The sequence below is a fragment of the Streptosporangium amethystogenes subsp. fukuiense genome (assembly GCF_042665875.1).
GTDB lineage: Bacteria > Actinomycetota > Actinomycetes > Streptosporangiales > Streptosporangiaceae > Streptosporangium > Streptosporangium fukuiense.
Genome location: NZ_JBHTEE010000001.1, coordinates 1,213,930 through 1,231,564, shown reverse-complemented (window position 1 = coordinate 1,231,564; position 17,635 = coordinate 1,213,930). Strand labels below are relative to the sequence as shown.

Genomic DNA, 17,635 nt, shown 5'->3' with positions numbered 1-17,635 from the left:
ACTTCCACAGAACTATGAGGGGTGAGCGGAGGCCCGCCGAAGTGCTTCGATCACGGTCGTGATCGCGGGCCGCCGCGCGCTGCCGGAGCGAACGGCGGCCACGATCCTCCGATCGGAGAGACCGACGATCGGGCGGGCGACGACACCGGCCCTGGGCTCGACCGCGAGCTCGGGGAGCACCGCGACGGACAGTCCTGCGGCGACGTGGGAGAGCAGCACGCCGTAGCTGGAGAAGCGGCCGGCGACGATCGGCTCGAATCCGGCGAGCCGGCAGTGCCGAGGAACGAGCTCACCCAGGTACGTGCCCGAGTGGTCAAGCGCCCACCGCTCCGCGGCGAGATCGGCGAGCGAGACGACGTCGAGCTTCCCCACCTCGTGGGCCGCGGGCGCGACGAGCAGGAGCGGGTCGGTCGCGAGCGGGATCACCGTGATGGTGGGGCTCAGCAGCGCGCCGTCGGCCTCGTCGACGGTGACCACGAGATCGCAGCGGCCCTGATGGAGCGCCGCCATGCTCTCGCGCGGCTCGATCTCGAGCAGTTCCAGCCTCAGCCGCGGGTGCGCGCGCGCCACAGCCGTCACCGCCTTGATCAGGATCGGGGCGATCGAGCTGGCGAACCCGCCCACGCGTAACTGTCCCGCGGGTTCGGTCGTGACCTCGGCCAGCTCCGCCTCGATGGAATCCATGTGGTCGCGCAGCTCGCGCGCCCGTTCCACGAGCGTCGCACCGGTCGGCGTGAGGGTGAGGGTTCGGCCGACCCGTTCGAAGAGCTGCGCTCCCGTCTCGGCCTCCAGCACCGCGAACTGCTGCGACACCGTCGAGGGGCTCAACATCAGTTCCGCCGCCACGGCGCGCACGGTGCCGACCCGCTCGAACACATCGAGAAGCCGAAGTCGCCACGGGTTCAGGGTCATGACAGGCAGCCTACTGTTCGATGGAACCGAACAGAATGATGGAAATGCTGCGATGGACATGCACAGTCTGGCGTCAGTACCGTCGAACCATGTCGCCCATCGCCTCCGATCCCCCGCTCGCCTCCGATGCTGCGTTCTGGTCAGATGTTGACAAGCACGTCATCCGGTACGGCGCCCCGTTCGTGCCGGAGATAATCGCGCGCGCCGAGGGGAGTTTCGTCTACACCGAAAGGGGACGGAAGATCCTCGACTTCACGTCGGGGCAGATGAGTTCCATCCTCGGCCACTCGCACCCGGAGATCGTGGCGACCGTGCGGCGCCAGGTCGCCGGTCTCGACCACCTCTACAGCGGCATGCTCTCCAGGCCGGTCGTCGAGCTCTCACGACGCCTGGCCGAGACGCTGCCCGCCCCTCTCACCAAGAGTCTGCTGCTGAGCACGGGTGCGGAGTCGAACGAGGCGGCGATCCGGATGGCGAAGCTTGTCACTGGAAAGCATGAGATCGTGTCGTTCGCGCGGTCCTGGCATGGCATGACCCAGGCCGCAGCCGGGGCGACCTACAGCTCGGGACGCCGAGGATACGGGCCGGCCGCCCCGGGCAACATCCCGATCCCGGTCCCCTATGAGTATCGGCCCGATTTCGTCGACGCGGCGGGACGACTCGACTGGCGGCGTCAGCTCGACGTCGCCTTCGGGCTCGTGGACGCGCAGTCCACGGGAAACCTCGCCGCCTGCATCGTCGAACCCATCCTGAGCTCCGGGGGGGTCATCGAACCGCCGCTCGGCTACCTCGCGGCACTCAAGCGCAAGTGTGCCGAGCGCGGGATGCTCCTCATCCTCGACGAGGCTCAGACCGGGCTGTGCCGTACCGGTACCTGGTACGCCTTTCAGCGCGACGGTGTCGTTCCCGACATCCTGACCCTGTCGAAGACGCTCGGTGCCGGCCTGCCGCTTGCCGCGGTCGTCACCTCGGCCGAGATCGAACAGGCCGCCGCCGAACGGGGGTTCCTCTTCTTCACCACGCACGTCTCCGACCCCCTGGTCGCCGCCGTCGGCAACACCGTGCTCGACGTGCTCGAACGTGACGCGCTCGATGCGCGGGCGGCCGAGCTGGGGGCGTTCCTGCGCGCCGGTCTGCTGTCCATCCAGCACCGGCACGCCGTCGTCGGCGACGTGCGGGGCCGCGGGCTCCTCCAGGGAATCGAACTCGCGCCCGCCCCCGGCGCCGAGGAGAGCTCGGACGAGCTCGGAGCGGCCATCACCCGCCGCTGCCTCGAACTCGGCCTCCACATGAACATCGTGCAGCTGCCGGGAATCGGCGGCACGTTCCGGATAGCCCCCACTCTCACCAGCACCGAAGCCGAGATCACCCTCGGCCTGGAGATGCTCGACCAGGCGATCGGGGAAGTGGTCGCACGAACGCACCTCGCTGCTTGACCAAGGGACAGGCTCTGGGTTCCCGGGCGCCCCTCCAGCCCATGGCGCCCGGGACCAGGGCGTTCTCCGTATGGAGCTCGCCACGGTGGTGGCCGGTCAGCCCAGGCGCCAGATCCTGACCGTGTCGTCGCCGCCGCCGGTGACCGCGACGGGACGCCCGTCCAGCTCGGCCACCGCGGCGCCGAACACGTTGTGGTCGTGGCCCTTGAACGGCCGCCCGGCCGACGCTCCGTTGTCGAGGTCGTGGACCTGCGCGGTGCCGTCGTTGCTGCCGGAGACGACGACGGTGAGCGACCCCACCCTCCCGACGGCCAGTGAGTAGATCCAGCCGCTGTGGTCGCGGATGGGCGGGCGTGCCTCACCGGCGCCGGCGGCGTCGTCGATGTGGATGTCCTGCGCACCGCCGGCGGACAGCACCACCAGCCTGCCGTCCAGCTCGGCGGTGGTGACCACCGATACCTGAGCGCGCTGGGTGGCGATCGTCTCGCCGCGGCCCGAGCGGAGCGGCCAGCGGCGCACCGTTCCGTCCCCGCTCCCGGTGAACACGACGGGCTCGCCGTCCAGTTCGGCGGTCGCCAGGCCGAACAGCGCCCCGCTGGAGGCACGGCGGACCTTGCCGATCGCGGCGCCGGTTCTCAGGTTCCACAGCCGCAGGCCCCCGTCGCGGCCGCCGGTCACGACCACGGGCTCACCGTCGAGGGTGGCCACGGCCAGGGAGAAGACGGGCTCGGCGGCGGCGATGGGCTTGCCGACCGCCTTCCTCGCGGCGAGGTCCCAGCGACGTACGGTCCCGTCGTCACCGCCTGACACCGCGATCGTCCTGCCGTCCAGCTCGGTGACGGCGACGGAGCGCACCCAGTTGGTGTGCCCGGTGAGCGTGGCCAGCGGCCTGCGGGTGGCCAGGTCCCAGAGGCGGACGGTGCGGTCGTAGGCGGCGGAGACGATCACGGACCTGTCGCCCACCCTGGCGACCGCCACCGCCTGCAGGTCGTCGCGGTGGCCCCGGAGCGGGCCGCCCACCGGCGCGCTCTTCCAGTCTCCGGTGACCGAGGTGGGGGTGGCCGCGGGAGAGGGCTGCCCCGTGCTCTGCGGGGGCGACGACCCGCCCCCAGACGGGTACCCGTCTGGGGACGGGGAGACGTCCGAGACCGGCGGCGGAGAAACCGATGGCGGGGAGCCGGTCAGTGCCACGGGGGTGGGGTCCGCATCCCCCTTCTCGCTTCCCGACAGCAGCGGCGGGAGCACGAAGGCTCCCGCGGAGATCACGAGGGTGGTGGCGGCGATGACGGCCCCGATCCACCACAGGCGCGACCGACCGGCCGCTACCGGCACGGTCACGGCCGGGGCGCCGCCTCCCGGGCCGCCCTGCCCGGCGGGCACACCGGTCCCGGCCGGGACCGGCCCAGCGGGTGCGGGCGCCCTTCCGTGACCGGCCGGCTCCCACTGCTGGGGCGCCGTGCTCCGGCCGGGTGGCGGCTGCTCGGCACGAGAAGGGCGCCACGGTGGCGGCTGGGGGGACGGCGGCAGGTCGTGGGCGGGCGGTCGCCGGGACTCCGGCGACCGCTCGGCCTGCGACGGCTGCCGGGGCGGCGCGGCGGCGGCGCCCGTCGACGGCTGGCGGATCAGCCTGAACAGCACCTCGGATGCCACGGGACGGTCGGCGGGTGACTTGGCCAGGCAGTCGCGCAGCAGCGGCCGCAGCCCTTCGGGCACCCCGGACAGGTCGGGCTCGACGCTGAGGACGCGGTGCAGCACGGCCGGGATGGTGTCCTGGCCGAACGCGGGACTTCCGGTCGCGGCGAACACCATCGTCACGGCCCAGCTGAACACGTCCGAGGGGGCGGCGGCGGGCTCGCCGCGAATCTGCTCGGGCGACATGTAGGCCGGGGTTCCGATCGCGCCGCTGGTGTGGGCGGTCGCGTCGAGCGTCTTGGAGATGCCGAAGTCGATGACCCGCGGGCCGTCGAAGCCGAGGAGCACGTTGGCCGGTTTGAAGTCGCGGTGCACGATGCCCGCCTGGTGGATGGCGACGAGCGCGGTGACGGTGCTGATCGCGATGCGCTGCAGGGCGGCGCCGTCGCGCGGCCCCTCGCTCTCGACCGCCTGCTGCAACGACGGCCCGTCGACGAACTCGCTCACCACGTAGAGGCGGTCGCCGCTCTCCCCCGCGTCGAGCACCCGGGCGGTGCAGAACTCGGCGATCTGCCGGGCGACGGCGATCTCCCGCTGGAAGCGCGTCCTCGCGGCCTGGTCGGCGGCGAACTTCGGGTGCAGCACCTTGACCGCGACGCTCCCACCGGCCGGATCGCGTCCGAGGTAGACCGTTCCCTGCCCGCCCTCACCGAGCCTGGCCTCGATCGCGTACGGCCCGAAGGCCGTGGGATCGCCGGATCTGAGCTCCGTACCGGCCATCGTGCTCCTCCCCCGTCACGAGCCCGCCCGAGTGGTCCGGCGGCCAACGCCCTGCCGTACGCGCCGGGTTCCGGGCAGCCGAGTCCCGGAAAAGAGCATGCCAGTATCGGCAAATTAGACCAAATGCCTACTAAATATCAGTCGAGGATGTTGGCGTGCAGGGCGCGCAGCACCGCGTTGGTGCGGTCGCGCGCCCCGAGTTTGAGCAGCATGGTCGAGACGTGGTTCTTCACCGTGCCTTCGGCCAGGAACAGGGCCTGGGCGATCTCACGGTTGCTGTAACCCTCCGCGACGAGCCGCAACACCTCCACCTCTCGTTCGGTGAGCTGCTGGATCGCGGGCAGGTCGCCGTCATCCGCCGGCCGGCGGCGGTGCACCGCGCGCAGTAGCCGATCGGTGATCGACGGCGAGATCAGCGTCCCTCCGTCGGCCAGGACCCGGATGGCCCGGGTCAGCCGTTCGAGCGTCACGTCCTTCAGCAGGTAGCCGCATGCCCCCGCCCGCATCGCGTCCAGCACCAGGGTGTCGTTGTCGAACGTGGTCAGCACGAGCACCGGTGGCGCGTCGTCCGCGCGCTCCTGCAACGCCTTGAGCACCCAGATGCCGTCGTGGCGGGGCATGCGCAGGTCGAGCAGGACGACGTCGGGGGCGTGCTCCTCGATCGCCGCCAGCGCGGACATGCCGTCGTCGGACTCCCCCACCACCTCGATGTCGTCGGTCAGGTCGAGCAGGCTGCGGATGCCCTGCCGCACCAGGGTCTGGTCGTCGACCACGATCACCCGGATCACCGCGCGGGCACCCTGGCGGTGACGCGGAAACCGTCGCTGCCGTCGAGCCGCACGTCGCCGCCGATCGCGTCGATCCGCTCGCTCAGGCCGCGCAGCCCGTTGCCCGGCCGCAGCTGGGGGCTGCCGCGCCCGTCGTCGACGGAGGTGAGCTTCACGGCCTGGTCCGGTGTGCTCTCGATCCGGATGCGCAGCGAGGTCGCGTTCGCGTGCCGGATGGTGTTGGTGACGATCTCCTGGACGACACGGATGAGCGTCATGGTCACCTCCTCGGTGGGACGTACGTCGTCGTCGATCCACACACCGATGTCGAGGCCGGGAATGTCGCGCACCACGGCGCTCAGGGACTCGCGCAGATCGGGCGCGTCGACGCGCAGCTGCCCGACGGTCGCGCGCACGTCGCGGAGCAGGTCCCGCGCCACCCGGTCGGCGCGCTCGATGTGCACCCGCGCGCCGGGGCCGTCGTGGTGCCGGGCGACCTCCAGCTCCAGGGTGAGCGCCGTGAGCTGGTGCCCCATCAGGTCGTGCAGCTCCCGGGCGATGCGCAGGCGTTCGTGAGCGCGCGCGGTGTCGGCCAGGATGACGCTCGCCGCCCGCAGCTCCAGATGCGCCTCGCTCAGCTCACGGCGCATCCGCTGCTCCCGGAGGCTCGCCAGTGAGCTGAGCAGCGTCGCGGTCTGGATCAGCAGGTACAGCAGCGCGCTGAGACCGATCTCGGTGAAGGTGGCGCCGGCGAGGCCCGCGGCCACGGCGATGACGACGGTGTTGAGCACGACCACCACCGGGCCCGTCCACCGCGGCGCGACGTACGCACTCAAGGTCGCGGTGAAGACCAGCAGGATCGGCAGCCACCCGGCGCCGGGCGCCGTCAGGATCGTCAGCCACCCCAGCACGACGGCCGCGCCGTAGCAGACCCACGTCGGCCTCGGCCGGCGGTCCTCCAAGACCGCGGCGGTCAGCGACGTGGCCAGCAGCGCCACGAACAGCACACCCCACACCGGCCGGGGCACCCGTGTCTCGGCCACGCCGAGCAGGGTCGGGGTGCCCACCGCGAGGCACACCAGCAGTGCCGCCAGCCCCGCCCACGCGTCCGGCTCGATTCGCCGCATACCGTCACTCTACTGACGCTCCCATCCGCGCTGAGGTGCCGAAAGTCATGGGTGCCGATGCTGACCATCGGCACAGGCGCCAGAGGCTCGCCCTTCCTAACCTCGACGGCATGCATGCGACAACGTCATCTCCCGCCGTCGAAGCGGACCGCCTGCACAAGCGCTACCGCTCCAAGGTCGCCGTCGAGGAGGTCAGCCTTTCGGTCGCCGTCGGCGAGATCTTCGGCATCCTGGGACGCAACGGAGCCGGCAAGACGACCACCGTCGAGCTGATCGCCGGGCTCAGGCGGCCCGACCGCGGCACCGTCCGCGTGCTCGGCCTGGACACCCGGCGCGACCGGGCCCGGCTGCGCCAGGTCCTCGGAGTCCAGCCGCAGGAGGCCACCCTGCACTCCGCGCTCACGGTCACCGAGCTGGTCCGCCTGTACGGGAGCTTCTACCGCGACCCGCTGCCGACCGGCGACCTGATCGAGTCGGTCGGCCTGACCGCCTCCCATCGCACCCGCTTCGAGAACCTCTCCGGCGGCCAGCGGCAACGGCTGTCGATCGCGCTCGCCCTCGTCGGGCGACCCCGGGTGGTGATCCTCGACGAGCTCACCACCGGGCTCGACCCCGAGGCACGCCGCCAGATGTGGACGACCCTGGAGCGGCTGCGCGAGTCCGGCGTGACCGTCCTGCTCGTCAGCCACGCCATGGAGGAGATCGAACGGCTGTGCGACCGGGTCGCGCTGCTCGACGAGGGACGGGTCGCCGCCCTCGACTCGCCCTCCGGGCTCGTGCGAAGGGCCGGTTTCGCCCAGCGGGTCATCTTCCGCGCGGCCACCCCCGTGCCGGACGGGCTGCTCGAAGGACTCGACGAGGCCGAGCGGGTACGCGCCGACGGCGACCGCGTCGTCGTCGAAGGCCGCGGCGACCTGCTCCAGGCCGTCAGCGTCGCGCTCGTACGCGCCGGCGTAGTGGCGACCGAGACACGCAGCGAACAGGCCGGCCTGGACGACGCCTTCGTCGCCCTGACCGGACACCGGCTCGACACCGAGGAGACGATCCGTTGACCGACATCACCGTCCACCGCCCCGGCCCGCGCGCCTGGGCCGGACTACTGATCTGCGAGCTCAAGATGGTCGCCCGCGACACCGCCGGGCTGATCGTGCCGATCGGCCTGCCCATGCTCATCCTGGTGATGAACGCCTCGTCCGCCGGCCGGGAGACGATCGCGCACGGCCGCACGGCCTTCGACGTCTACGTGCTGCCGCTGGTGTTCACGATGGTCGCGGCCACGACCGGCATCGTCAACATGCCGAGCTTCCTGGCCTACTACCGGCGCAGCGGCATCCTGCGCCGCCTCGGGGTGACGCCCGCCTCGCCCGCGTTGGTCCTCGTCGCCCAGGCGGCCGCCGGTGTGCTGCAGATCGCCGTCGGCATCGCGGCCGCCTGGATGCTGGCCATGCTGGCGTTCGACGCCAACCCTCCGGTGCGCGTCGGCGCGGCGCTCGGTGTGCTGTCGCTGACGGTGGCCACCATGTACGCCGTGGGCCTGATCGTCGCCGCACTGTCGCCCACCCCGAACTCCTCCGTGGCGATCGGCCTGAGCGTCTTCTTCGCCCTGGGCGCCACCGGCGGCATGTTCGGCGGGCGTGACAGCCTCCCGGAGATGATCACGACGATCGGGCAGTGGCTGCCGTTCGGCGCCGGGAGCCAGGCCCTGTCGGCCGCCTGGATCGGTGCGCCCATCGAGGCGTCCAACCTGATCGGCCTGGCCGCCAGCCTCGTGTTCGGCGGCGTCGTCGCGGCCGTGTTCTTCCGCTGGGACTAGCCGGCCGTGCGCCCGCCCCGGGCGGCCGGGGCGGGCGCACCGCCCGCCGTTTCGCCCGGGGGCGGCCGTCCGCACCGGGACATCACCCGAAAATCCCGCTCAGAGCGTTGGCGCGTTGGCGTCCTGGCTCACCACCGCGAGCACCCCGTCGATCTCGGAGAGCACGGTGGTCAGCTCGGTTATCAGGCCGGCGCCGCGCACGGTGAGCCAGAGCGAGACGGTCGCCGGGGGGCGGCGCTCGCCGCGCTGGTCGATGGAGAGCTCGTCCACGACGAACCCCCGGCGCGTGCATTCGGCCAGCACCAGCCGGAGCACGCCCCGCCCGTCGAGGTAGGTCAGATGGAGCCGCGAGGGTGCGTGCCTGGACCGGGGGAGCCGGTCGGCCAGTGGGGTGAGCACGAACACCGTCGCGAAGTGTCCCACGGTCACGGCCACCGCCAGCAGCCACAGTCCCGCTCCCGCCGCCATGCCCACCGCCGCGGTGAGCCAGATCGCCGCGGCGGTGGTGAGGCCCCGGACCGCGTCACCGCGGACGAATATCAGGCCGGCGCCGATGAAGCCGATGCCGGAGACGATCTGGGCGGCCACCCGGGACGGATCGAGGGAGACGTGCTCTCCCAGCACATCGGCGAAGCCGTGTTTCGACACCAGCATGATCAGGGCGGCGGCGAAGCCGACCAGGGTGTGGGTGCGCAGTCCCGCGCTCTTCTGGCGGATCTCCCGCTCCAGGCCGATCGCGGCCGAGAGCACGAATGCCAGGGCCAGCTCGCCGAGCTGCGTCCAGCCCTGTCCTGCCAGGTCACCGAGAGGTGCCAGCGCCACCACCTCCAGGTTGGGCCGGCAGGTCCGGTCCCCGGCCGCTGTCCGCCGGGACGGGCCGGGCCGCCGCTCGGCGTCTCTGTCCTCGCTACGCCGCCTCCGCGGCCTGCCCGGCTTCCCGCAGGAAGGGGGAGAACCGCTGTTCGGTCAGATAGTGACCGATCCCGACGACGAGCACGAGGGGCCATTCGACGACTCCGAGCGCGCCCAGCACGCCCAGCACGCCGTAGAAGACCAGTCGATCCGGCGGCGGCACGGCCAGCGTGCCGATCACCGGCAGGCTGATGTGCGGCCGCTCCGACCCGCCCGCTCTGCCATCCAGTGCGGTGGCGGTTCCCTTGACCATGACAGCCTCCGTGAATTACGACGTACTATCGCAAATCCCCGGCCCTATACGGCCCGTAACGCCGTTTGGCGAGAACTTTGCCCGCCCCGGTTCCTCAGCTCCGGGCCAGGCGCCAGATGTGGAAGGCCGGGCCGTCGGCGGGCAGCGTGACGGTGCCGTCGGCCTCGGGGGACAGTTCCGCGTCGCCGTACACGGGCAGGCACCGGGCGCCGAGCGGGAGCCGCACCGGCCGGTGGGCGGCACGGGCGGCCAGGATCAGCAGGCGTTCGCCCGCGCGCTCCCGGAGGTAGACCACGGCGTCCTCGGAGACGTGCAGCCAGCGCAGGCCTCCGTGGCGCAGGGCGGCCTCGCCCCGGCGCAACGCGATCAGGTCGCGGTAGACACCGAAGGTGCCCCGGTCCCACCTTTCCGGCCGGTCCCAGGGCATGGTCCGGCGGGAGTCCTCTCCCCACGCGCCCTCCAGGCCGATCTCGTCGCCCGCGAACACCATGGGCGTGCCGGGCAGGGTGAGCATCAGCCCGGCGGCGACCTCCACCAGGGCGGGATCCCCTCCGCATATCGTGCGGATCCTGGCGGTGTCGTGAGAGCCGAGGATCGACCAGGAGTGGACCAGCGAGCGCCACGACATGTGGCCGGAGAAGGCACGGATCGTCGCCACCGCGTCGCCGCCGCCGATCCTGGGCACCTCCGCCGGAACCCCGAGGAACGGCAGGTGGACCTCCGGGCCTCGCAGCCAGCTCCACACCGGGCGGGTGAAACCGGCGTAGTTCATCGTCCCCTGCCAGCCGCCGACGTCGAGATCGCCGGTGGCGTCGTGCGCGTGCTCGGCGACGAGCAGCCTGTCCGGGCACTCCTCGGTCATCGCCCGCCGGATGCGCCTGGCCACCTCGTGCGTGTGGTCCGCCTGGCGGAGCCTGCCGGTCATGTTGGCCACGTCGATGCGCCAGCCGTCCAGGCCGAACCGGAGCCAGCCGCGGACGACCTCCTCCATCGCCCCCGCCAGCCGCTCGCTCGACCAGTCGAGCTTGGGCAGGGAGGGAACGCCCATCCATGCCTCGTAGCCCAGGTCGTCGTCGGTGAAGAAGAACATCTCCCGTTCGGCGGCGCCCTTGTCCCGCAGCGCCGCCTGGAACCAGGCGTGGGTGTCGCCGCAGTGGTTCGTCGTGAGGTCGCCCAGGATGCGCATGCCCCTGCGATGCACCTCGTCGATCAGCGCGCGATAGGCCGCGTCGCCTCCGAGCAGCGGGTCGACCTCGGCGAAGGAGGAGGCGTTGTAGCGGTGGTTGGAGGCCGCGGGGAAGACCGGCGTCAGGTAGAGGATGTCCGCGCCGAGGGCGGTGATGTGGTCCAGCCTGGAGCGCACGCCGTCCAGGTCGCCGCCGAAGACCTGCCGCGAGGTGTCGGGCCCGCTCCCCGCGACGGGGTCGTCCCAGCCGCGGGGGATCGCCCACGGCGGCAGGTCGCGTGCCGTGCCCGAGGAGGCGAACCGGTCGGGGAAGATCTGGTAGATCACACCGCCGGCCGCCCACTCGGGTGGGGCGGCATGGGTGACCAGCTTGAAGTCGGTGGTGTCCGGAACGTCGTGGGCGGCCAGGCCGGAGGCGGTCAGCCAGCGGTAGCCGTCCGGGCCGCCGATGAGGAAGCGGTAGCCGGTCACCTGGTTGCGGGCCACGATGTCGGCCCGCCACCAGGTCTCCCGCTCGGTCTCGCGGTCGATCACCGCCTCGGTGAAGTGCGGTTCGCCGTCCGGCGTGGTCCGCACGTGCACGCCGGAGCGGTGGCCTCGCGGGGTGCGAACGAAGACGGTGACCGTCTCCCCCGGCTCCGGCGCCGCCGTGCTGACGTGGTCGGGCGAGCCGTCGTGATGGAATCCCCGGTCTATCATGATCAACCTTTCACCGCGCCCGCGGTGAGCCCGTGGACGATGTATCTCTGCAGGAACTGGAAGACGACGACGGTCGGGATCGCGGTGAGCAACGTGCCCACCGCGAACATGCCGAAGTTGGCGTTGCGCTGGTCGGCCAGCAGGCTGAACAGCCCGACCGCGAGGGTGCGGGCGTCGTCGCCGGTGAGGAAGACGCTGGCGATGAGGAACTCGTTGATCGTCCCGATGAAGACGAGCAGCGCGCTGATCGACAGGATGGGCGCCGAGAGCGGCAGGATCACCTTGCGGAACGCCTGGGTGGGCGTGCAGCCGTCGATCAGCATGGCCTCGTCGAGCTCCCGGGGGATCGTGTCGAAGAACCCCTTGATCAGCCAGGTGTTCACGCCGACCTGGCCGCCGATGTAGAGCAGGACCACGCCCCAGATGCTGTTGAGCCCGAAGACGGGCCAGTTGTCACTGATCACGCTGAAGATGACGTACAGCGGGACGATGGCCAGGAACTGCGGGAACGCCTGGATCACCAGCAGCGCCACCAGGCCGGTACGGCGACCGGCGAAGCGGAAGCGGCTGAAGGCGTAGGCGGAGACCGCCGACACCGTCACCGACAGCACGGCGGTGAGCCCGGCGATCAGAACGGAGTTGAGGTACCAGGTCGGGAAGGCCGTGGTCTCGAAGAGGTCCGTGAGGTTGGCGAGGCCGGCGCCGCTCGGGAACAGGGTCGCCGAACTGAGCGTGCCGAGCGGGTTGAGCGCCGAGGAGACCACGAACAGGATCGGCAAGAGGGCGAAGGCGGTGACGGTGATCGCCACCAGGTGCCGGAGGACCAGTCCGCTTCTCATCGGTCCACCTCCTGGAAGGCCCGGGTACGCCGGAAACTGATGATCGAGAGCACCGCCACGATCAGGTAGACGTAGATGGACATCGCGGAGGCCAGGCCGTACTGCGCGCCCTGCTGCCCGAAGGCGAGCCGGAAGGTGTAGGTGATCAGCAGGTCGGTCGCGCCCACCGTCGGGTTGTCGGCGGGGAACGGGCCTCCGGCGGTGACCAGGAAGATGCCGTTGAAGTTGTTGAAGTTGAACGCGAACGACGAGACCAGCAACGGGGCGAGGGCGAGCATCAGCAGTGGCAGCGTGACCTTCACGAACCGTTGCCAGGCGGTCGCGCCGTCCACCTGGGCCGCCTCCAGATACTCCGACGGGATCGTCTGCAGCGCCCCGGTGGCGATCAGGAACATGTAGGGAAAGCCCAGCCAGAGCTGGACCAGCAGCACCGACAGGCGGGCGGTGAGCGGGGCGCCGAGCCAGTCGACGTCGAGCCCGAACATCTTGTTGATCAACCCGAAGTCGGTGTTGAACATGTCCCGCCAGACCAGCAGCATCGCGAAGGCCGGCATGGCGTACGGCAGCACGATCAGGGTCCGGTAGGCCCGTACGGCACGCATCCGGGGATGGTGCAGCACCAGCGCGACCGCCACCCCGAGCGCGGCGGTCAGCACCACGACGGACGTGGCGTAGACCAGGTTCCAGCCGAAGACGCCGAGGAAGTGCGCGTTGATCTTCGGGTTGGTGAGCGCGGCGGTGAGGTTGGCCAGGCCGACGTCGACCTTCCAGCCCTGCGCCAGCGCCTGCCCGTCGGCGGAGACGAACCTGCCCAGCTTCTCGTCGGCCCGCCAGATCCTGTCCTGGCCGGTGACACAGTCGCAGCCCGCGTCGTAGGCGAGCGTCGCCGTACCCCGATAGGCCCTCGACAGGCCCTGGCTGCGGATCGCCCCGCCCTCGACGGGCACGACCAGCTCGGTGATCTCCGAGCCCCTGGCGGAGGCCTGCGCGGCGGTCAGCACCGTGTAGCCGCCGGCCGCGGTGATCCGGCCGCCGGCACCGAGGGTGGCGCCCTCCAGGGGGCGCAGCCCCTCGGCGGTGCCGGTGTAGGCGCGTCCTCCCGCCGCCAGCAGGAAGACCAGGTCTCCGTCCTTCTCGGCCACGGTGAGCCGGTACTCGGCGGAACCGGGCCGGCGCTTGACGGAGGAGGTCTCGATCGCGGTGATCGCGTCCTGCTTGCTCCCCAGGTGACCGTCGCCGATGTTGGTCAGCGCCAGCGACATCGTGTGGACCACCGGGAACACCTGGAAGGCGAGGACCAGGAGCGTGGTGGGCAGCAGGTACTTGGCGGGCAGCCGCCGCGGCGTCAGGTAGACGAGGAGGCCTGCGGCGGTGACGACCGCGACGATCCCCACCCCGATCCAGTTCTCCGCCGCCACCAGCGGCGCGACCGCCCAGAGCGCGACGGCGACGATGAGCCCGAGCACCAGGACCCGCAGCGCGATCCCGCCCGCGCTTCCCGGCCACGCCCCGGTCGCCACGGCCCACCCGCGTCCGCGGCGGGGCCGTTCGGGTGGAGGCGCCGCCTGGCGCGACCGAGCCCCCCGGCCCTCCTGGGCCGCGCGCCCGCGCCCGATTTCGAGGACATCCCCCTCGCGGGGAGGGCGGCGCCCCTCCCCGCTCCGGAGTCGTCTCGTGTTCACTGCTCGAGCTGCTCGGCGATGGCCTTGGCGGCCGCCTCGACCGCCGGAGGCACCGGCTCGCCCTTCACCGCGGCGTGGATGAGCGTGTTGAACGGCCCCCAGATGGCCACCATCTGCGGGATCGCGGGCAGCGGCGTGCCGTTCTCCGCGGCGGCCTGGAACTTGGCGACATCGGGGTCCTTGCCCGCCGCGTACGTCAGGGCCTCGTTCAGGGCGGGCATCCGCGGCTCGGCGTCGAACAGTGCCCGCGCCACCTCGGCCGAGGCCAGGGTGCCGGTGACGAACTCCTGGGCGATCGCCTTGTTCCCGCCCTTGCTCGCCACGAAGAAGGACTGCACGCCCACGAACGGCTTGGCGGGCTCGGCCCCCTTGAAACCGGGCACCGGGGTGACGTCGTACTTCACACCCGCCTTGCGGGCGTCGGCCAGCCGCCACGGCCCGGCGACCATGAACGCGGTCTTTCCCTCGTTGAAGGCGGCCGCCGAGTTGTCGGAGGTGAAGGAGCGCTTGAGCGCCCCTTCCCCCTTCTCACCGAGCTTGGCGATCCGCTCGAAGGCCTCGACGGACTCCTTCTCGCCCACACCCAGCTGGGACGGGTCGGGGTCGCCGCTCGGGGTGGTGCCGAACAGGTGGGCGCCCGCCGAGGTGTAGAGCGGGTACAGGTGGTAGGTGTCGCCGGACTGGCCGTCCTGCTGGCTGACCGGATAGCCGACGATCTGCTCGACCTTCCCCGCGGCCTTGAGCTTCTTGCCCGTCTCGACCAGTTCGTCGAAGCTTCCCGGGGCCTCCGGCGCCAGCTCGGTGTTGCGGAACAGCGCCAGGTTCTCGACCGCGTACGGCACGCCGTACACCTGGCCGTCGTAGGTGACGGCCTTGCGGGCCACGTCCACGTACCCGGCGAGTTGGTCCTCCGTCATCTGGATCGGGTCGATGAGGCCGTTCTGCACCAGGTTGCCGATCCAGTCGTGCGCGCCGACGACCACGTCGGGGCCCTTGCCCGCCTGGGAGGCGGTGGTGAAGGTCTGCTGCTGGTTCTGGGCCACGACGACGACCTCGGCCTTGATCCCGTTCTCCTTGGCGAAGGCCTCGGCGAAGGGCTTGAGGGTGTCCGAGCGCATCTGGTCGGCCCAGATGAGCAGGGTGGTGTCGCCTGCGGCGACCGGAGCCGAGGAGGGCTGCCCCTGCGCCTGTGTGTTTCCACCGCAGGCGGTCAGAACAAGGCCGAGCGCGAGGGCTCCGGCAAGGGTCTTCATGGGTCTGCGCACGCTTGAGCTCCAGGTGGGAGGGGGTTTTCAGGGGGTGCACCGTGATGTGCGCCGAAGTTAACAGAGGGTTCATCCAGCCTGGAATGTGTTGCAGGAAATTGCGGCAATGTTTCAGGATGTCTTGCAGAGTTTCAGAAAGCTGATCCACAATCACTGACCATGGCGGCACGACTCGACGAGATCGCCCGGCAGGCCGGGGTCAGCAAGGCGACGGTCTCCCGGGTGCTCAACGAGCGCCCCGGAGTGAGCCCGAGGGCCAGGAGCGCGGTGCTCACCGCCATGGACGTGCTCGGTTACGAGCGTCCGAACGGGTTGCGCCCGCGAAGCTCAGGGCTGGTCGGGCTGATCACCGCCGAGTTACAGAATCCGGTTTTCCCGTTCTTCGCCCAGGTGATCGAGACGGGACTGGCACGCCACGGGTACACCGCGGTCCTGTGCACACAGACCCCCGAGGGGGCCGGTGAGGACGAATACGTCGGGATGCTGCTGGACCGTGGCGTCTCCGGCATTCTCTTCGTCTCCGGGCTGCACGCCGACACGACCATCGACCGCTCCCGCTACCACGGCCTCAGGCGGCGGCGGCTGCCCATCGTGTTCGTCAACGGTGACATCCCGGGCCTCGGCGTTCCCTGCGTCTCCTGCGACGACGTCACCGCGGGCCGTATCGCCGCGCGCCACCTCGTCGAACTGGGCCACCGTCGCATCGGGTTCCTCAGCGGCCCGTTGCGCTACTCCACGGTCCAGCGGCGGCTCGCCGGATTCCGTGCCTCGCTGCGGGAACTCGGCCTGGGGCACGACACCGACGACCTGGTCGAACTGTCGCCCTTTGACGTCGAGGGCGGTCAGAGCGCCGCGTCCCTGCTGGTGCGGCGGGGCGCCACCGCCCTGGTCTGCGGCAGCGACCTGATGGCGCTGGGCGCGGTGCGCGCGGTACGGCGGCACGGTCTGCGGGTGCCCGAGGACGTCTCGGTCGTGGGCGCCGACGACTCCCCGCTCATGTCCTTCACCGACCCGCCGCTCACCACGGTCCGCCAGCCGGTGCAGGCCATGGGGGTCGCGGCCGTACGCGCCCTGCTCGACGAGATCAAGGGGCGCCCCGCCAGGGCCGCCGAGTACCTCTTCCAGCCCGAACTCGTGGTCCGCGCGTCCACTCGGGCCCGATGGGCCTCCCCTGACCGGAACGCTCCATCGGGCCCGGTTCTCTGAGCCGGCGCCGGACGGCCCGGTGGATCATGACGTACCCGCCGCCGCTGCCCGTCGCAAAAGTGGCCTGTGCCCCCGTTCGCGGGGAACTTTGTCCGTCCCACCGGCCCTCGACGCGTCGAGTGGGCTTCACGTGATCGGCGGGAAGCGGGAGTATTGGCGGCGTGAACCGCACAGCTGTACGTCTGGGAGTGTTCCTGCTGGCCGCCGTGGCGGTCGTGGCGGTGCTGATGGCACTGCTGCCGCCGTCCTCGCCCGGCAGCCGTGACAGCGGGTCCTCGCGAACCCCCGCCGTCGCGGTGAAGAAGCTGGGCGGCCGCGACCACGAGCTCACCGTGACCTCCACCGCGCTCGGCCGCGAGGGCATGGTCCGGGTCCTGCTGCCCGAGGGCTGGACGCCGGACTCGGGTCCGTGGCCGGTGCTGTACCTGCTGAACGGCTGCTGCCAGTCCGACTACGACACCTGGGTCACCAAGGGGGAGGCCGCGAGCCTCACCTCCGGCTATCGGGCGATCGTGGTCATCCCCGAGGGCGGCGCCGTCGGCTTCTACTCCGACTGGCGCGACGGCCCCGGCTGGGAGACCTTCCACCTCACCGAGGTACGGCGGATCCTGGAGCGCGACTACGGCGCCGGGGACCGGCGGGCGGTGGCGGGACTGTCCATGGGCGGGTTCGGGGCCATGTCGTACGCGGCCCGCCATCCCGGCATGTTCCAGGCGGCCGCCTCCTTCTCCGGGGTGCTGCACACCCGCGACGGCAACGGCGGCGTCGACTGGCTGCTCGACCGGAACGGTGAGGACTCCGCGAAGCTCTGGGGTCCCCCGCGAGACCCCGAGTGGGCCGCCCACAACCCTGCCGATCTCACCGGCGCGCTGCGCGGGGTACGGCTCTTCGTCTCCAGCGGCGACGGCTCCCCCGGCCCGCTGGACGGCGCCTCCGAGCAGCGCGACGAGGGCGAGGCCGCCCTGCTCGGCCAGGCCGTGACCTTCGCCGAGCGGGCCAGGGCCAACGGCGTCGACGTGACCGTCGACTTCTACGGTCCCGGTACCCACAGCTGGCCCTACTGGAGCCGCGGCCTCGAACGCGCGCTCCCCATGCTGATGGGCTCCATCGGCGCCGCTCCCTGACG

Annotated in this window: 15 protein-coding genes; 5 read left to right on the top strand and 10 right to left on the bottom strand. The window is 71.3% G+C overall.

Translation table 11 applies throughout. The annotated features are described in order from the left end of the window. Positions 1-12 precede the first annotated feature (12 nt). Complete coding sequence (locus tag ACFQVD_RS05315; protein ID WP_343978867.1) at positions 13-912, bottom strand: LysR family transcriptional regulator; 900 nt, start codon at positions 910-912, stop codon at positions 13-15. Positions 913-1,001: 89 nt separating this feature from the next. Between ACFQVD_RS05315 and ACFQVD_RS05310 the strand changes: the two genes are divergently transcribed. Continuing rightward, positions 1,002-2,348 (top strand): aspartate aminotransferase family protein, encoded by a 1,347-nt coding sequence (locus ACFQVD_RS05310; protein ID WP_343978870.1) that lies wholly within the window; start codon positions 1,002-1,004, stop codon positions 2,346-2,348. Positions 2,349-2,444: 96 nt separating this feature from the next. On the opposite strand, the gene ACFQVD_RS05305 is transcribed toward ACFQVD_RS05310, so the two are convergent. The 3 genes from ACFQVD_RS05305 to ACFQVD_RS05295 form a co-directional block, all read right to left on the bottom strand. Beyond that, positions 2,445-4,760, bottom strand: a complete 2,316-nt coding sequence (locus ACFQVD_RS05305) for a WD40 repeat domain-containing serine/threonine protein kinase (protein ID WP_386270531.1) — start codon at positions 4,758-4,760, stop codon at positions 2,445-2,447. A 137-nt stretch (positions 4,761-4,897) separates the two neighbouring features. Beyond that, on the bottom strand, positions 4,898-5,548 hold the full coding sequence (locus ACFQVD_RS05300; RefSeq protein WP_343966108.1) for a response regulator transcription factor: 651 nt from the start codon (positions 5,546-5,548) through the stop codon (positions 4,898-4,900). Beyond that, positions 5,545-6,654: a sensor histidine kinase gene (locus tag ACFQVD_RS05295; RefSeq protein WP_343966106.1), complete on the bottom strand. Its 1,110-nt coding sequence runs from the start codon at positions 6,652-6,654 to the stop codon at positions 5,545-5,547. The genes ACFQVD_RS05300 and ACFQVD_RS05295 overlap by 4 nt, the downstream gene beginning before the upstream one ends. A gap of 110 nt (positions 6,655-6,764) precedes the next feature. On the opposite strand from ACFQVD_RS05295, the gene ACFQVD_RS05290 reads away from it, so the two are divergent. Both ACFQVD_RS05290 and ACFQVD_RS05285 read left to right on the top strand, forming a co-directional pair. Next, entirely contained in the window at positions 6,765-7,706 is a 942-nt protein-coding gene (locus tag ACFQVD_RS05290; RefSeq protein ID WP_343966103.1) for an ABC transporter ATP-binding protein, read from the top strand. After that, a complete protein-coding gene (locus tag ACFQVD_RS05285) occupies positions 7,703-8,467 on the top strand; it encodes an ABC transporter permease (protein WP_343966101.1) in 765 nt (254 codons plus the stop codon). Before ACFQVD_RS05290 ends, ACFQVD_RS05285 begins: the two co-directional genes overlap by 4 nt. Positions 8,468-8,566: 99 nt before the next feature. On the opposite strand, the gene ACFQVD_RS05280 is transcribed toward ACFQVD_RS05285, so the two are convergent. From ACFQVD_RS05280 to ACFQVD_RS05255, 6 genes are all read right to left on the bottom strand, one after another. Beyond that, positions 8,567-9,289, bottom strand: coding sequence for an MgtC/SapB family protein (locus ACFQVD_RS05280; protein ID WP_425580378.1), 723 nt, complete (start codon positions 9,287-9,289; stop codon positions 8,567-8,569). Positions 9,290-9,374: 85 nt separating this feature from the next. After that, on the bottom strand, positions 9,375-9,632 hold the full coding sequence (locus tag ACFQVD_RS05275) for a hypothetical protein (RefSeq protein WP_343966099.1): 258 nt from the start codon (positions 9,630-9,632) through the stop codon (positions 9,375-9,377). Between the two features lie 94 nt (positions 9,633-9,726). Further along, the gene (locus ACFQVD_RS05270) at positions 9,727-11,517 is read right to left on the bottom strand and encodes an alpha-amylase family glycosyl hydrolase (protein WP_343966097.1); all 1,791 of its coding nucleotides are present in this window, start codon (positions 11,515-11,517) and stop codon (positions 9,727-9,729) included. Positions 11,518-11,519: 2 nt separating this feature from the next. Next, positions 11,520-12,356, bottom strand: coding sequence for a sugar ABC transporter permease (locus ACFQVD_RS05265; protein WP_343966095.1), 837 nt, complete (start codon positions 12,354-12,356; stop codon positions 11,520-11,522). After that, positions 12,353-13,876 (bottom strand): ABC transporter permease subunit, encoded by a 1,524-nt coding sequence (locus ACFQVD_RS05260; RefSeq protein WP_343966093.1) that lies wholly within the window; start codon positions 13,874-13,876, stop codon positions 12,353-12,355. Before ACFQVD_RS05260 ends, ACFQVD_RS05265 begins: the two co-directional genes overlap by 4 nt. 158 nt (positions 13,877-14,034) lie before the next feature. Beyond that, complete coding sequence (locus ACFQVD_RS05255) at positions 14,035-15,303, bottom strand: sugar ABC transporter substrate-binding protein (RefSeq protein ID WP_343966090.1); 1,269 nt, start codon at positions 15,301-15,303, stop codon at positions 14,035-14,037. A gap of 159 nt (positions 15,304-15,462) precedes the next feature. On the opposite strand from ACFQVD_RS05255, the gene ACFQVD_RS05250 reads away from it, so the two are divergent. Next, positions 15,463-16,509 (top strand): LacI family DNA-binding transcriptional regulator, encoded by a 1,047-nt coding sequence (locus ACFQVD_RS05250; RefSeq protein ID WP_343966088.1) that lies wholly within the window; start codon positions 15,463-15,465, stop codon positions 16,507-16,509. A gap of 161 nt (positions 16,510-16,670) precedes the next feature. Next, complete coding sequence (locus tag ACFQVD_RS05245; RefSeq protein ID WP_343966086.1) at positions 16,671-17,633, top strand: alpha/beta hydrolase; 963 nt, start codon at positions 16,671-16,673, stop codon at positions 17,631-17,633. The last annotated feature ends 2 nt before the right edge of the window (positions 17,634-17,635 follow it).

Excerpts from the sequence above, each read along its gene's own strand:
- ACFQVD_RS05315 (WP_343978867.1), bottom strand. The coding sequence starts at position 912 with ATGACCCTGAACCCGTGGCGACTTCGGCTTCTCGATGTGTTCGAGCGG.
- ACFQVD_RS05310 (WP_343978870.1), top strand. The coding sequence starts at position 1,002 with ATGTCGCCCATCGCCTCCGATCCCCCGCTCGCCTCCGATGCTGCGTTC.
- ACFQVD_RS05305 (WP_386270531.1), bottom strand. The coding sequence starts at position 4,760 with ATGGCCGGTACGGAGCTCAGATCCGGCGATCCCACGGCCTTCGGGCCG.
- ACFQVD_RS05295 (WP_343966106.1), bottom strand. The coding sequence starts at position 6,654 with ATGCGGCGAATCGAGCCGGACGCGTGGGCGGGGCTGGCGGCACTGCTG.
- ACFQVD_RS05290 (WP_343966103.1), top strand. The coding sequence starts at position 6,765 with ATGCATGCGACAACGTCATCTCCCGCCGTCGAAGCGGACCGCCTGCAC.
- ACFQVD_RS05275 (WP_343966099.1), bottom strand. The coding sequence starts at position 9,632 with ATGGTCAAGGGAACCGCCACCGCACTGGATGGCAGAGCGGGCGGGTCG.
- ACFQVD_RS05270 (WP_343966097.1), bottom strand. The coding sequence starts at position 11,517 with ATGATAGACCGGGGATTCCATCACGACGGCTCGCCCGACCACGTCAGC.
- ACFQVD_RS05265 (WP_343966095.1), bottom strand. The coding sequence starts at position 12,356 with ATGAGAAGCGGACTGGTCCTCCGGCACCTGGTGGCGATCACCGTCACC.
- ACFQVD_RS05250 (WP_343966088.1), top strand. The coding sequence starts at position 15,463 with ATGGCGGCACGACTCGACGAGATCGCCCGGCAGGCCGGGGTCAGCAAG.